At 43.7% G+C, this 14,897-nt stretch carries 12 protein-coding genes and 1 pseudogene; 10 read left to right on the top strand and 3 right to left on the bottom strand.

Annotation, left to right across the window (positions count from 1 at the left end):
* The first annotated feature begins 437 nt into the window (after positions 1 to 437).
* The 5 genes from HOL16_04295 to HOL16_04275 all read left to right on the top strand — a co-directional run bounded on the left by HOL16_04295 (position 438) and on the right by HOL16_04275 (position 5,961).
* Positions 438 to 983, top strand: a complete 546-nt coding sequence (locus HOL16_04295) for a hypothetical protein (protein ID MBT5389915.1) — start codon at positions 438 to 440, stop codon at positions 981 to 983.
* 4 nt (positions 984 to 987) lie between these two features.
* Positions 988 to 2,280 carry a DUF393 domain-containing protein gene (locus HOL16_04290; GenBank protein MBT5389914.1) on the top strand — a complete coding sequence of 431 codons (1,293 nt, stop codon included), beginning with the start codon at positions 988 to 990 and terminating at the stop codon, positions 2,278 to 2,280.
* Positions 2,281 to 2,536: 256 nt separating this feature from the next.
* A complete protein-coding gene (gene uvrC, locus HOL16_04285; protein MBT5389913.1) occupies positions 2,537 to 4,396 on the top strand; it encodes an excinuclease ABC subunit UvrC in 1,860 nt (619 codons plus the stop codon).
* 60 nt (positions 4,397 to 4,456) lie between these two features.
* Positions 4,457 to 5,038, top strand: a complete 582-nt coding sequence (pgsA, locus tag HOL16_04280; protein ID MBT5389912.1) for a CDP-diacylglycerol--glycerol-3-phosphate 3-phosphatidyltransferase — start codon at positions 4,457 to 4,459, stop codon at positions 5,036 to 5,038.
* Entirely contained in the window at positions 5,035 to 5,961 is a 927-nt protein-coding gene (locus HOL16_04275; GenBank protein MBT5389911.1) for a rhodanese-related sulfurtransferase, read from the top strand. Before pgsA ends, HOL16_04275 begins: the two co-directional genes overlap by 4 nt.
* A 71-nt stretch (positions 5,962 to 6,032) precedes the next feature.
* Here the strand turns inward: HOL16_04275 and HOL16_04270 are convergent, their stop codons facing one another.
* On the bottom strand, positions 6,033 to 7,097 hold the full coding sequence (locus tag HOL16_04270; GenBank protein MBT5389910.1) for a phytase: 1,065 nt from the start codon (positions 7,095 to 7,097) through the stop codon (positions 6,033 to 6,035).
* Positions 7,098 to 7,291: 194 nt separating this feature from the next.
* Between HOL16_04270 and HOL16_04265 the strand changes: the two genes are divergently transcribed.
* The 3 genes and pseudogenes from HOL16_04265 (at position 7,292) to HOL16_04255 (ending at position 10,098) form a co-directional block, all read left to right on the top strand.
* Positions 7,292 to 7,993, top strand: coding sequence for a hypothetical protein (locus HOL16_04265; GenBank protein MBT5389909.1), 702 nt, complete (start codon positions 7,292 to 7,294; stop codon positions 7,991 to 7,993).
* Between the two features lie 83 nt (positions 7,994 to 8,076).
* Positions 8,077 to 9,390: pseudogene (locus tag HOL16_04260) on the top strand (IS1380 family transposase).
* Positions 9,391 to 9,558: 168 nt separating this feature from the next.
* Positions 9,559 to 10,098: a hypothetical protein gene (locus HOL16_04255; GenBank protein ID MBT5389908.1), complete on the top strand. Its 540-nt coding sequence runs from the start codon at positions 9,559 to 9,561 to the stop codon at positions 10,096 to 10,098.
* A 110-nt stretch (positions 10,099 to 10,208) separates the two neighbouring features.
* On the opposite strand, the gene HOL16_04250 is transcribed toward HOL16_04255, so the two are convergent.
* Together HOL16_04250 and hemB are read right to left on the bottom strand one after the other, a co-directional pair.
* Positions 10,209 to 10,991, bottom strand: coding sequence for a hypothetical protein (locus HOL16_04250; protein MBT5389907.1), 783 nt, complete (start codon positions 10,989 to 10,991; stop codon positions 10,209 to 10,211).
* Between the two features lie 441 nt (positions 10,992 to 11,432).
* On the bottom strand, positions 11,433 to 12,398 hold the full coding sequence (hemB, locus tag HOL16_04245; protein ID MBT5389906.1) for a porphobilinogen synthase: 966 nt from the start codon (positions 12,396 to 12,398) through the stop codon (positions 11,433 to 11,435).
* 236 nt (positions 12,399 to 12,634) lie between these two features.
* On the opposite strand from hemB, the gene HOL16_04240 reads away from it, so the two are divergent.
* On the top strand, positions 12,635 to 13,777 hold the full coding sequence (locus HOL16_04240; protein ID MBT5389905.1) for an acyl-CoA dehydrogenase: 1,143 nt from the start codon (positions 12,635 to 12,637) through the stop codon (positions 13,775 to 13,777).
* On the top strand, positions 13,777 to 14,871 hold the full coding sequence (locus tag HOL16_04235) for an enoyl-CoA hydratase/isomerase family protein (protein ID MBT5389904.1): 1,095 nt from the start codon (positions 13,777 to 13,779) through the stop codon (positions 14,869 to 14,871). The genes HOL16_04240 and HOL16_04235 overlap by 1 nt, the downstream gene beginning before the upstream one ends.
* Positions 14,872 to 14,897: the final 26 nt, after the last annotated feature.

The following is a 14,897-nucleotide window of genomic DNA, read 5'->3' as shown; positions in this document are numbered from 1 at the left end:
GGTCAATTATTGCTGATTTAAAAATTTAACACCTAAAAAAACTCGCGCTCGATCGAAAAAACTGCGTCCCCTTGAACTTGAAGGAGAAATGTAACTTCCTATCGCGGATTTTGGGTAATACAAAAAATCAATGGGATGGCTTTAACTGATTTATACTGCTGTTGAGCACCTTTAATTGATCTGTCGTATTATGGGACGGCTTTAACTGATCTATAGTGCTAAAGAAAGGCTGAAGCTACACGGAGCCGTTGCTACACCTGTTCGGAAAGATAAGCTGTCATTCCCGCTGCTCCCAAAAAATCCCCTCCCTTTTTTCAGACCAGAAAGCAATTTTATTGTATTGAAATCCTTCATCAACGCCTGATACTCCCTTGACCCATACTCATAATCCGTATAATAATTAGGAAAAATAATAACTCGAATACTGGGAAAGTTTAATGTCAAATAAATCGGGTCGGTTGTGTCCACAAATTCCAAAAAAACAGCGCTTTTGGTACTTTGTGGGGTCACTGTTTTTGTTATGGCATTCTTTCATAATGATTATTTCGCCCATGCCAGATTCATATCTGAGAAGCAGTATTTATCCTACTCTTGAGAATTACACTTACACTTTTGGTTTAAGTTTTAACTGGGGTTTCTTCGCCCCAAAGGTGGGAGCTGGTATTACAACTAAGTACGTCGTCATAGATGAAGATGGAAACCCACACTATTTTCCCCTCATCAACTCTCTCAATCCATCCCATCCAAATTACCATAGAATGTTTGGCCTCTACAGAAATTTTGTAGAAGGCTCTGATGTTTTCTCATATGGTGGAGCCCAGTACCTATGTCGAAAACACTCGAATTTGTCTCCATCTTCAATCATATTTGAGTATGGGTACCACGAAGACCAGATGGATAGGCATGCGTACATAGATGGTGTTCGCCCCGTGGATTCCATGGAACTAAATCAATTTGATCCTATAAAGTGTGAACGGGAATAGTAGCATGAGAAAATTTTTCCAAGAACTCTTTACTCATACAATAAAAGCGTGGAACAATATTTGGTTTAGAGAGACTGATACACTCGTTTTAGATTTTCTTCGAATAGGAATCGGCCTCGTGCTTCTATGCAATTACGGCTTCCTTATTCTAGACTTTGATTTCTTGTATACAGATTCAGGCTGGGTCTCGGTAAATATCCTAGAAACTTACCATGACTCTATCTACATTCATTCTGTTTTAAGCTTTATCAAAGACCCTCAGCTTTTGTTCGTTAGCTATATTATTTTTCTTTTTGCATGTGCCGCTTTCACATTGGGGCTTCTAACACGATGGGTAAAATGGTTTGTGCTTTTTTTCCACTTATATTATTTTCATAGGAATCCAGCAATAGTCTATGGTGTAGACTTTATAATTCTTGGAATTCTTATACCACTTGTTCTTGCACCAATTGGTCAAGTTTTGAGTCTTGACCGTTATAGAAAACTAAACCAGCTGAAAAGAAAAGATCTTAGTGCTGTTCTTCCCGTTAAAAAGATCCCATGGGGATATGCTTGCAAACGCCTAATCCAACTTCAAATGGTTATCTGTCTATTTTTCGCTGCGATTTATAAATTAGATGGAAGTGATTGGATTAATGGAGATGCTCTCTGGTATGCATTGAACGGTAATGAATTCAAAAGGCTCCCCCTAGAGTGGCTAGCAAGTTCTTATTGGATCATAAACATCTTAACTTATGGTACAATCTTCCTGCAGTTAGGGTACACCTTCCTAATATGGGGGAGAAGGACACGTCCCTTCTTCTTAGCCGAGATTGTCCTTGTGCATATTGGGATTGCGGTTATGCTGGACCTGATTCTATTCTCAGCTGTTATGATATTAGGTCATCTCTCATTCTTCCGTCGAGAATGGTTAGCTACAATGGGACAAAAATGGAAGTCTTGGATGGACGAAATGGAAGTCATCTATGATGGCCAGTGTGCCTTTTGCGTCCGGTCCATGGCATCCTTGCTAGCGTTTGATGGTCTGAAACAAATCACAATTCGCGATTACAGGACCAATCCGTCGCCAGTGGTTGAAAGCGAGAAGGTGGATAAGGCCTTATATGTGGTAACTGGAAAAGGACAAGCAATCCCTGGATTTGATGCTTACCGATATATGGTTGTCCGTATTCCAGGCCTTATATGGCTCGCCCCTCTTTTTTATATCCCCGTTCTAAGTCGCCTTGTGGGAAGACCCGTCTATAACTGGATTGCAAGCCACCGCCATGTGATTTCTACTTGTGTTGTAAACAAGTAATTTCACCCTTTCAAAATAAATTTAAAAATTATCCACAATTGGTCTTTTCAAATGAAAAATGACGTGCTAGAAGTTCGTCATCGAAGAAGAAGCTATCCAAATTCCTGGGTGTGCTTCAAGTTCCATTTTTGTGGTGTATATCAAGTGTATAACTGGGAGTTTGTAGGCTCAACCGGCTACTTCCACTTATCCACAAAGTTATCCACAGGCTTATAATAGTTGCAACCTTGCCGTATTTGTTGCATTTACTTTTATTATGACTAGCAACGTTCCGACTTCCCTTCAAAAAGGCATCCAAGCCCTCAAGAAAGCCTTGAAGACCGTCCCTGGCTCTCCGGGGGTGTATCGTATGCTGAGTGAACGTCAAGAAGTTCTCTATGTGGGCAAAGCCAAAAATCTCAAGAAACGCGTGACCAGCTATACCCATTGGATGAAACTACCAAATCGCATTCAGCGCATGGTCGGAGAAACCCGCAGCCTGGAAATCATTACGACCCACACAGAAGCTGAAGCCCTTTTGCTGGAAGCCAACCTCATCAAGAAATTCAAGACCCGTTACAATGTGCTGTTGCGGGACGATAAGTCCTTTCCTTATATTCGTATTTCTAAGGACCATCCTTTTCCCCAAATCTCCCGTTATCGTGGGGCCCGAAAAAAAGATGCCATAAACTTTGGGCCTTTTGCCAGTGTAACTGCTGTTAACGATGCCCTTATTAGCCTCCAAAAAGCCTTTCTTCTGCGTAGTTGTAGCGACAGTATTTTCTCGAACCGAACCCGTCCGTGCCTTTTGTATCATATTAAACGCTGCAGTGCGCCATGTGTCGGTAAGATTAAGGAGTCGGAATACGCCCATCTGGTAGAGGAAACAAGCAGCTTTCTGAGTGGGAAGAGCCGTCAGATTCAGGAAAATCTGAGCCGAAAAATGCACAGTGCCAGCAAAGATCAAGCCTATGAAAAAGCGGCCGCTATTCGGGACAGGATCAAGGCCCTCACGCGTCTCCAAACGCACCAAACTATCCATATCCCAAATCTCCGAGACGCAGATATTGTGGCGGCCTATGCCACCGAGGGAAGCATCTGCATCCAAATATTCTTTTATCGCAATGGCTCAAACTATGGAAATCGAGCCTATTTTCCTCGCCATACAGAAGGCCTCTCCCTGGAAGATGTGCTGGGGTCTTTTCTTGCACAATTTTATGCCGCCAATGAAATTCCAAAGCACATATGTGTAAGCCACGTCCCCACAGATAAACCCCTCCTCGTAGAAGCCCTTAGCCAAAAGGCCGAAAAATCCATTGAACTGACAAAACCATCCCGAGGCACCAAGGTTACGCTCATTCAATCGGCCATTAAGAATGCTCAAGAGGCCCTTTTGCGACATCTTTCAGAAAATGCAACGCAGCATAAGCATTTAAAGGACTTGGCAAAGCAATTTGAACTGGATCGTGTTCCCAAACGGATTGAAGTCTATGACAACAGCCACATCCAAGGGGCACAGGCTTATGGGGCCATGATTGTCATAGATCGGGAGGGGTTTTGCAAAAAGGCCTATCGGAAATTTAAATTCAAGGAAGACTTTGCCAAAGGTGATGACTATAGCATGATGCGCGAAGTCCTAACGCGCCGCTTTAAGAGAGGCCAACTGGAACATGACAAGGGAAACGGTGACTGGCCTGACTTGGTCCTTATTGATGGTGGGGCTGGACATCTGAGCGTTGTGCAGAGCGTTTTTGCTGATTTAGGTTTATCCGATGTGGCTCTCGCCGCCATTGCCAAAGGCCCGGAACGCAATGCCGGTCGAGAAACTTTTCACCTTCCCGGAAAAACGCCCTTTCAATTGCCGCCAAATACCCCCCTCCTCCACTTTCTCCAACGCATCCGTGACGAAGCCCACCGATTCGCCATCGGAACTCATCGAGCCGGCAGAATCAAAGCGATCCGAAAATCAATCATAGATGATATTCCAGGCATTGGAGCCAAACGAAAACGAGATCTACTCCGCCATTTTGGATCAGCCCAAGACGTGGCCCGCGCTGGGCTAAAAGATCTTCAAGCTGCTCCCGGCATTCACAAAGGCCTTGCTGAAAAAATCTATTTCCATTTCCATCCTTCATAGGGTAGGTTACGTACAATGAAAATGTTGAATGTGTTTAGAGCCTCGCAGGAAAGGAAATTCATGCACCTTACGCTTCCAAACATTCTGACCCTTTCCAGGATCCTCGTTATTCCTTTCTTTGTCGCTCTGTTTTATATTGAGCGCCCTTTTGCCAATTGGACATTGGCAACCATCTTTATTTTAGCTTGCATCACCGATTTTTTAGATGGCTACTTTGCTCGTAGCCGGAAACAAATCTCCAATTTTGGACGCTTTTTAGATCCAATAGCCGACAAACTGTTAATAGCAACAGCCTTGTTGATGTTAGTGGGAACTGGCCAGCTGGGGGGCATTTCTCTTTTGCCAACCGTTATCATCCTGTGCCGGGAGATTTTGGTGTCCGGTCTAAGAGAGTTCCTTGCCGAACTTAAAGTAAGTGTCCCCGTCAGCCAACTTGCCAAATGGAAAACAGCCATTCAAATGTGTGCCATAATTTCTCTTCTCGTAGGAGAAGCCGGTGATCCTTTCTTTCCTTTTACGTTCATTGGGTTGCTTACTCTATGGAGTGCTGCCCTATTAACCCTATTTACGGGATATGATTACTTTCAAGCCAGCTTGGAACATTTTGAGAAAAAGACCTCACAAACTAGGAATGAATCATGACCTCCTTTGTCGTTGCCGCTCTTTATAAATTCGTAGATTTACCAAACTTCAAGGCATTACAGGCACCACTAAGAGAATGTTGCAAAAAAAATGGCATCATGGGAACTATTCTCTTGGCCCATGAGGGCATTAACGGGACCGTAGCCGGCACCCGAACCGGGATCAATGCCTTAAGACAATTTTTTGAGGACAATCCAGATTTTCACAACCTAGAGTACAAAGAATCAGCGGCAAGTGAAATGCCCTTCTATCGCCTTAAAATCCGCCTCAAAAAGGAAATTGTGACCCTGGGACGCCCCGAAGCAAATCCAAATAAAGTGGTCGGCACCTATGTGGCCCCCGAAGATTGGAATGCGTTGATTCAAGACCCGGAGGTTCTCGTATTAGATACACGTAATGAGTATGAAATGGACATCGGCACCTTTAAAGGAGCTAAAAACCCACACACTGTTAATTTCCGAGAATTCCCAGACTATGTGGAGAAAAATCTCGATCCCAAAAAGCATAAAAGAGTAGCCACATTTTGCACAGGCGGCATTCGCTGTGAAAAAGCGACTTCTTACATGCTCCAACAGGGCTTTGAAGAGGTGTACCATTTAAAGGGTGGTATTCTTAAATATATCGAAGATATTCCCGAAGAAGAAAGTCTCTGGGAAGGAGACTGTTTTGTCTTTGATGGACGCGTCTCTGTGACCCATAAGCTTAAAGAAGGAGACTACGCGCAATGCTTTGGATGCAGGCATCCTGTTTCTGAGGAAGAAATGAAGTCCCCCGATTATAAGCCCGGTGTTTCCTGCCCCCACTGCATCCATGAAAGATCCGCAGCCCAACGCGCTCGTGCACAAGAAAGGCAAAATCAGATTCTGTTGGCTAAAAGACGGAAGGTGCCTCACCTTGGAGCTGCCGTATCGGAAGCCCTGTAAACAGCGGTATCTATCCCTACTCTCATCAAACACGTTGCTTTAAAATCTGCCTGTCTAAAGGGCCTTTAAAGTCATTTGCATCGCTTTAGGTTCAATGCCTTGCGAACATCCCGCCAATCATAAATGACAAAGTTTTTGTTGCCATCGTTATGGGCAACAATGATGCCTTCAGGAAACTTTGATCCCAATGAATGAGAGGTAACTTCGATCCCATCAGTTTCTGTTGATCCCTTTGTCATAAGCGTTCCAATAAATTTGTTTTTTCCCTGACGCTCATAAACCTTAAGAGAATCTCCAGCCTGATCAGATAAAAGGAAATAGCCGTCTCCATTGGGACATTTATAGAGAGCAATACCCTCACGATCTCTATGAATCCCATCTTTGGTCGCAAAAACATTCTTGACCTTATGCTCATAGAGAGCCGGATCGGCTTTGTATTTTAAGATACCCCGCCGTTCATCAGCAGCATAGAGGAAATCTTTTTCATCATCGGCAACCATTCCTTCCACATAGCGAACCATGTCAGGCTCACCAAACTGGCGAACAAACTCACCTGCGACTCGCCCATTACCATCGCCATGCAATCGGATCTGATGAATATGATCTTTGTTCTTTGAACTTACAAAGCCAAACAAGGTACCGTCAGAAGAACGCTTGTACAGGGTAAAGCCGTACGTATCCACTGGGAAACCCGTTGAGATCCCTCCAGGTGCCGTTATATCCACCAAAACTTTATTTTTAGGATCCATTTTGAAGACCTTAATTTCATTGGTCCCCCGGATAGCACAAGCCACGATATCTTCCTTTTGCCCATTCACATCAATGTCATAACGCACATCTACATTGGTAGGACGATTTAAAGTCTCAGTCTTATAGACTTCTGCACCCGAGAGATCCCAAGCATATAAAGCGCCATTTACTTCCTTGTCATCGGCAATAATCAAACTCTTCTCAGGATTTTCTCGATCAATCCAAATGGCGGGATCATCCGCATCTCCCGGAACTGAAGTTGTAAAAACCGAGGCTTCCACACTGGCTCGGGAGATTACATAAGAATCTTGCTGTGACGATGGCGCACACGAAACCAAACAAATGAGGCCAAAAAAAATGATATTTGCTTTAAGTGGTGACGCCATAAGGCTAATCCTCCCTATTTTCTTATTAATATAAATGGTAACGAGAAACTTGACCAGGGGGCATAAGCTTTTTTCGTATCCCAAAAGTTGTGGAAGCGAAAAATGATATATGAAATCCTATCTATCTCCATTGAAAATCAAACCATAACGTACTAGAAAACACTGTATTCTTTATTTTTATGGATCTATTTTTAATGCGTTGTGTTCTGGCTTTTTTACTTTCTGTTTTATGTTGCGTGCCAATGGGACTCGCCAGTCCAACAGATTCACTTATGGAAGATTTAGAGAGCCGCTGCCAACAAACCTACAGAAGCCTCCTTACAAGCAACTCTTTCTTGATTGCCCCTATTGCTAAAGAAGACCTGTTAGAAGATCACATTCGTTTGGAACATAACTTTGACTCTCTCTCGAGCACCTTTGGCTTTATTCTTGAAGACACACTGGAATCCTATGGAAATCGGGCAAGAGATGTCCGTGAAATGATGAGCGAAATGCAGGGCTTTGGCCTCTATTCAATCTTTACGAAGAATGAGGGACAGCTCGCTGGTTTCGTTGGCATTGTTCCCGAATATAGTCAAGCTGTTGCTCGTGTTACGCCTTTTGTCTTTGAGCAACATAGAAGCAAAGAATCACTGGGCGATCTATTTAACTGTCTAAAAGCTTTCCTTGATCCAATGCTCGATAAAAAAGTCTCCATTCCCAAAGACTATACCTATCCCTCGTTAAAAAATCGGGAGGAAAAAGTGCCGCTTATCTCCTTTAAGCCCGGAGCTCTCCTTTTCGAACCCGTGTTTCATGATACCGACGCCCTCATGGTTTACACCCACGATAAAGGCCATCTTTACCACGACGAAGATCAAAATTCAGAAACGCCGACTAGCCCGAATATTTCATGAGAAAGTCTAAAAAGAGTTGGAAGAACTCCTTATATTGTATATAATACAATAAGTTACGCAAATAACAAAAAGGAGATCTCCCAATGGCAAATTGTACATCCAACACCCTCCAATTTCCAAGCTGTAAAAGTAAAAAAGTGGAACTTAATTTTAAAGGTGGTCACGTAACCAGCGATGGAGGTGTTCTACTACTACGCCAGGTTGATCAAAGAATAGGTCTCACTACGGCAGTGGCCAAAGCCTTTAATGACGAACGAGAGCCTTCCAAAATCCAGCACAGCATTCAAGATCTTATCCGTCAAAGAGTATACGGTATTGCTTTGGGGTATGAAGATCTTAATGACCACGATCAGTTGAGAATGGATAAAGCTATTCAAACTGCTGTAAATAGAGATACTCCTTTGGCAAGTGCTTCAACTCTTTGTCGACTGGAGAACGCTGCCAACCGTCAACTGGCGGTTGATATAAACAAATGTATTGTTGAGCAATTCATTGCTTCCTTCAAAAAATCTCCCAAAGAATTGATTCTGGATTTTGATGCGACTAACGATCTTGTTCATGGGAATCAGGTCGGAAAGTTTTTCCATGGATACTATGATTCTTACTGCTTCCTCCCCCTGCACGTGTTTTGTGGCGAGCAAACTCTCATCAGTTACTTGCGACCTTCAAATCAAGATGGAGCCAAACACGCCTGGGCTATTTTGTCTCTTCTCGTTAAACGTTTTAGGCAAGTGTGGCCCAACGTCCAAATCATCTTCCGAGCAGACAGTGGGTTTTGCCGCCAAAAGATGTTGAACTGATGTGATGCCCATAATGTTAAGTACATCATTGGTATCCCTCGGAATAAAATCCTTGAGAAGAATTTAAGTGACAGCATGGACTTGGCAGAAAGGACTTATGAAGAAACTCAAGAGAAACAACGTATTTTTACCCAGTTCTCCTACGCTGCTAAAACGTGGAAACATGAACGTAGAATCATAGGCAAGGCAGAGTACAATTCCTTTGGCTCAAATCCCCGCTTTGTTGTCAGCAATCTATCCGGAGATCCTCAACAGCTTTACGAAGACGTATATTGCGCACGAGGCAATATGGAAAACCGAATCAAGGAAACACAATTGGATCTATTTTCTGACCGTACGTCTTGTCACAACTGGTGGCCAAACCAGCTGAGGCTTCTTCTCTCTTCCCTGGCATATATTCTTATGGAGAGACTTCGACATCTCACACTTCAGGGAACTGAACTCGCGAAGGCTCAAGCCAATACTATTCGCTTGAAACTTCTTAAAGTAGGTGCGGTTATTCTGAATAATACACGCCGGATCCAGTTCCTTCTTTCCAGTGCTTATCCTTTTAAATCGCTCTTCCAAACAGTTGCTGCCCGATTAAACTCTTCGTAGCTCTACTGGGATTGCAATTGATACACCCTTCCACAGAGGATCAATTTTGATTCTCAGGAATAAACCTGTCGGAAATTCCAGTTTTTTGTTGGCGTTGCATGTTTTTTTGCGTCCGAACTCTTATCTCAATAAAAAAGATTCCTAATTTGTGTGTTTTAACTGTGATGAATGACAATTATTGGAGTTGGAACAAAATTGGAGCTTGGGTTTACCTTCTCATGCAATATGCGGGCTAGTCACCTCTTTTTCAGCTTCTTCTTTCCAGAATGCCCTAACGCACGGATTCCCCCATTGATCGATCCAGAAAGCCTATCAGAAGCAGAGAACAAAAAAGCCCTTCAACAGCGTCTCTACCCCTTTGTTCTTCGTAAACAGTTTCAAAGAGAATCGCTCCAGGGATTTGTAGAGCACGTTCCTGAATCGTACAAATACTCCTTTATGGTATTGATTTCGAGAATAGATGATCTTGAATTGTTACAGGACGGTTTACCTGAACATCCCATATTCCCCTCGAAAAGTGATGTTTTAGAAACTTTAAAACCTTCAGATAGAGTGCATCCTGTGGAGGTTTTTGATCAAGAAATCTCAGAACTCGATATCAAAATCGAGGAATGCCAATACTGGGAACTCGATACACTTCAAAGCGATCTTTATCTGATAAAACTCTATAAGCAGCTTTATTTAAGAAACAAAGAGAATCTTGTTTAGTAATCCATTTCACCATGGATCAGGTTTAGTTTGTCATTGATAGTTTGTCCGCTAATACAAAAAAAGCCCCTGATATCAGGGGCTTTTTTGCATTGATAGAGATAGTTGCATTACTCGCTAAGATCTGTGAACTCAATTTTCATAGGACCCTGTACTCCTGAAACATCATAGTTGACCGATGTAGCATCACTATTAGTTGAAAAAATTTCATCACCACTTCCATTGAAAAGTTTAACTTGCTCAGGTGAAGCTACTTTTACAAAACGGCTACCATCGGCAAGTACAATCTTATTATAATGAGTTACTCCATCTACAGAGTGTCTAGAGTTTAGTCTAGAGCGTGAACGTAGTGGTAATGTAAATTGCACCTCATTTCCATCATCATCTTCACGGATGATGCGGTACGTTAAATCAATAGTAGCTGAATGACCTATGGGAAAGTCGACGTGGAGGTCCTCCCCTGCTTCACCTAAAGTAAGGTTTGTTGCAGTTAAAGTAAGCTTATGAGCTTTTACGTGAGTAAGTATAGCTCGGCTCCAAAGTGTTTCTAAATCTAGTACATAATTTCCATCAGTAGACGCTCTAAATAGATTAGGACTCATGTTAACCAGGCTAGTAGGCCTGTTTACATTACCAGCGAATCCGAACCCCGTACTAGCTTCAAAATCAGCCTCTATGCAAAAGTAATTTGAAGTATCTTCTTCTTCAATTCCACGTATAATTCTGTTTACATTTCCAATAATTTCCTCGCGAGAAAATATCAGTTCACTAGCCTGAGGCAAAGTAACAGAAAAACTTCTACTAGACTGTGGGGCTTCATCAGTAGGGACTTCACCGGTAGATCCTTCCCCTTGATGCACTGCACTTACATTCTGTATGGAAATTAAACTCAATAGTAACGTAAAACCAAACTTCTTCATAATCTCGGGCTCTCGTAGTTGTTAAAAAAATAATTGAAAAAATTTAATACAATAAAAATGTATGCAGGTAAACCAAAAGGCGGCTTGTTAAATAATAAATCGTTATTTTTACATGCTAATTAACTGTAATGAGGGGAATAGATTGGCGTCACTGAATAAAATTCAGGGCTCTCTGATAAGTGAAATCTCGTAAATTCTGGAGTGGCTCTCCATTATTTACGAGCTATCTACGAATCGGCCTCTTAATCCGATGAGTTGTAGAGCGAATTAATATCTGGGATCCAGGAAGAATGAGTGCAAAATCGAAAATCAGAGCTATGCTAATCTCGTCTTAGGTGGAAAGAAGTGACAGACTTGTCACGTTGTAGCACAGCGAAGACGGATCCGGATCCAGCATATAAACAAGTGACATCCCTAATCTGCTGTCAATATTTTTGCCGCTTCTAAAGCAAAGTAAGTCCATATGCCGCTGCAACCTGCGCGCTTAAAAGCCAGGAGCGTCTCAAGCATAACACGGTCATGATCAAGCCAACCATTTTGAGCCGCTGCCTTGATCATGGCGTATTCTCCACTGATCTGATAGGCAAATATTGGAACATTAAAGGAATCCTTCACACGCCTCACGATGTCCAAATAAGGAAGACCTGGCTTGACAATCACCATGTCTGCTCCTTCCTGAATATCCAATGCCACTTCCCGTAAGGCTTCATCCGTATTCCCCGGATCCATTTGATATGTCGCCTTACTGGCCCCGGCCAAGTTTCCTTTGGATCCAACCGCATCCCGAAAAGGGCCATAAAAACCCGAAGCATACTTGGCGGCATAGGACATGAGCCGTACATGTTCAAAGCCTTTGCCATCGAGAGCCTTGCGCAAAGCCCCTATCCGGCCATCCATCATATCCGATGGCGAAATGATATCAACACCCGCTTCGGCTTGCACTAACGCTTGCTGACACAGAATTTCGACGCTTTCATCATTGGCCACATGATACCCCCTTAAGACTCCGTCATGACCATGGCTTGTATAAGGGTCTAGGGCCACATCTGCAATAACGCCCAATGATGGACACGCCTTCTTAATGGCTCGGATGGCTTGGCAAATCAGGTTATCAGAGTTAAGAGCCTCTTTTCCTTCTGCACATTTTTTGTCGGGATTTGTATAGGGAAATAGCGCAATTGCAGGAATTCCAATATTCTCTGCCTCTCTAGCTGCCTCAACCACTTCCGTTACAGTTAACCTTCTCGCCCCAGGCATGGATGGCACCTCTCCCTCGGTCCCATCTTCCCGTATAAAAATGGGCCAGATGAGATCGTCAACTGAAAGGATTGTTTCTCGAACCATACGTCGAGACCAATCATCCCGCCGATTACGACGCAAACGCGTCTCTGGATATTGACCAAGAATTGTGGTGGTTTTTGGCACGGGAATTCCCCTTTGATTTATTTATCTAAAGCGACTTATAAAGCATAGCTCCTCTTTTTTGTATTGGAAAATGTACTTATCCATATTCAGGAGATGCTCAGGACTGCCAAACGCTTTGCATAACGCCATTGACACCGCACCTCGCTCTTGTATCATTAAAGTAATAAAGAAAAGACAATGGAGAGGCAACTTTGGATTTTTCACTTACTGAAGATCAACAATCCATCCAACGACTTGCCTTGGAATTTGCCCAGAATGAGCTGGCGCCCCATGCCCAGGAATGGGATGAAAAATGTCATTTTCCAAAGCCAACCCTTAAAAAAGCTGCGGCCCTCGGATTTTCCGGAATTTATGTAAAAGACGACATCGGGGGATGCGATCTCTCTCGGCTAGATGCCATTTTGATTTTCGAGTCTCTGTCCCAGGGATGCGTCTCCACAGCAGCCTATCTATCCATCCACAATATGGTGTGCTGGATGATGGATCACTATGGAAACGAAGATCAGCGCAAAAAATGGCTCCCCAAACTCATTAATATGGATCACTTTTCCAGCTATTGCCTGACCGAGCCCGGATCAGGTTCCGATGCCGCCTCATTAAAGACTAAGGCCGTTAAGGATGGCGACCATTATGTCCTGAACGGCTCTAAGGCTTTTATTTCTGGTGGTGGAGAAAGTGATGTTTATTTGTGCATGGTCCGTACGGGCGAGGATGGCCCCAAGGGAATTTCATGCTTAATTGTGGAAAACGGCACCAAAGGCCTCAGCTTTGGCAAAAAAGAGAAAAAAATGGGATGGAACAGCCAACCCACTACCATGGTGCAATTCGATAACTGTCATGTTCCAATCCAAAATCTGTTGGGATCCGAAGGGGATGGATTCAAGATCGCCATGGAGGGCCTGAATGGTGGACGTCTTAACATCGCAGCCTGCTCTCTGGGCGGGGCACAAAGTGCTTTAAATGCAGCCCAAGAACACATGGCAGAGCGAGTCCAATTTGGGAAACATTTAAGTGAGTTCCAAGGACTTCAGTTCATGTTTTCCGATATGGCGACTGAATTGGAAGCCGCTCGGCTTATGGTTTACAAAGGCGGCATCGCTCTCTCAAAGCAGGAACACAATGCGCCCCTCCAATGTGCCATGGCGAAAAGATTTGCCACCGATGTGGGCTTTCGTGTTGCCAATGAAGCGCTTCAACTGTTTGGCGGGTACGGCTATATTAAGGAATACAACATAGAGCGTATCGTCAGAGACTTGCGCGTCCATCAAATCCTGGAAGGCACCAACGAAATCATGCGTCTTATTATTGCGCGCCACCTATTGGGGCGGAACTAATGTCTGAGAATCAGCCACCTATCCTCTCAAAGGTAGAAAACAATATCGGCTGGATAACCCTAAACCGCCCCCAGGCTCTGAATGCCCTCTCCATGGAAATGTTCCAAACCATTTACCAACTGTTACGTGAATGGGAACCCAATCCAGATGTTCATGCGGTTGTCATCCAAGGAGCTGGTGACAAGGCTTTCTGCGCTGGGGGAGATGTGAAAGCTGTCTATGACGCTAAAATGAGTTACTATGAAGACATCCCCAATGCCCCTCCGCAAAGCCTTATGCAACAAGTGTTCCGCCAAGAGTACACGCTGAACCATTTGATTGCGACCTACCCTAAACCCTATATTGCCATTTTAGACGGTATTGTCATGGGCGGAGGTATGGGCATTTCCATTCATGGCTCTCACCGAATCGTAACTGAAAAAGTCCGCATGGCCATGCCTGAAACGGCCATTGGATTCTTTCCCGATGTGGGAGCCTCTTACTTTTTGACCCATTTGCCCTCTGGGAAAGTTGGCTTCTATTTGGCCATGACCAGCAAAGTTATCGGCGATAGGGATGCCATATATACCAATCTGGCCACTCATTTTGTCCCTTCTAATCAAATTCCGACCCTGCTAGAAGCCCTGGCAAAAGCAGACCTGTCGCAAAACAGTCGCCAAACTATTGCCGAGCTTATTGAGTGGGTGGCCACACCTCCTATTGGTCAATCATTTATACAACCAAACCAGAGCCTGATTGATCGCGTGTTTGCTCAAAAGGATACTTTGGCTATCTATGAAATTCTTGAGTACCAAAATTCTCAATGGGCAACAGACACCATGAACGAGCTTCGAACAAAATCCCCCACAAGTCTCCGTGTAACTTTCGAGGAGATGCGCCGTGGAGCAACCTTAACCCTCGCCCAATGTTTTGAGATGGAATACCGCCTCAGTCAGCATTTCATGGAGGGCCACGACTTTTTCGAAGGCGTTCGGGCAGCGCTTGTGGACAAAGATAAACGCCCCGTTTGGAAACCCCGAAACCTTGAGGGCGTTTCAGATAAAGACGTAGAAGCCTATTTCAAACCCTGCAAAGCAGGCGATTTGGAATTGTAGAGTTTTTGCAAAATTCGAAAAAGCAT

The sequence above is a fragment of the Alphaproteobacteria bacterium genome (assembly GCA_018662925.1).
Taxonomy (GTDB): Bacteria; Pseudomonadota; Alphaproteobacteria; order 16-39-46; family JABJFC01; genus JABJFC01.
This window is presented reverse-complemented; position numbering and strand designations above follow the sequence as displayed.

Coding starts and splice junctions, on each gene's coding strand:
- HOL16_04255 (MBT5389908.1), top strand. CDS start 9,559: ATGACAATTATTGGAGTTGGAACAAAATTGGAGCTTGGGTTTACCTTC.
- HOL16_04295 (MBT5389915.1), top strand. CDS start 438: ATGTCAAATAAATCGGGTCGGTTGTGTCCACAAATTCCAAAAAAACAG.
- pgsA (MBT5389912.1), top strand. CDS start 4,457: ATGCACCTTACGCTTCCAAACATTCTGACCCTTTCCAGGATCCTCGTT.
- uvrC (MBT5389913.1), top strand. CDS start 2,537: ATGACTAGCAACGTTCCGACTTCCCTTCAAAAAGGCATCCAAGCCCTC.
- HOL16_04235 (MBT5389904.1), top strand. CDS start 13,777: ATGTCTGAGAATCAGCCACCTATCCTCTCAAAGGTAGAAAACAATATC.
- HOL16_04265 (MBT5389909.1), top strand. CDS start 7,292: ATGCGTTGTGTTCTGGCTTTTTTACTTTCTGTTTTATGTTGCGTGCCA.
- HOL16_04270 (MBT5389910.1), bottom strand. CDS start 7,097: ATGGCGTCACCACTTAAAGCAAATATCATTTTTTTTGGCCTCATTTGT.
- HOL16_04290 (MBT5389914.1), top strand. CDS start 988: ATGAGAAAATTTTTCCAAGAACTCTTTACTCATACAATAAAAGCGTGG.
- HOL16_04275 (MBT5389911.1), top strand. CDS start 5,035: ATGACCTCCTTTGTCGTTGCCGCTCTTTATAAATTCGTAGATTTACCA.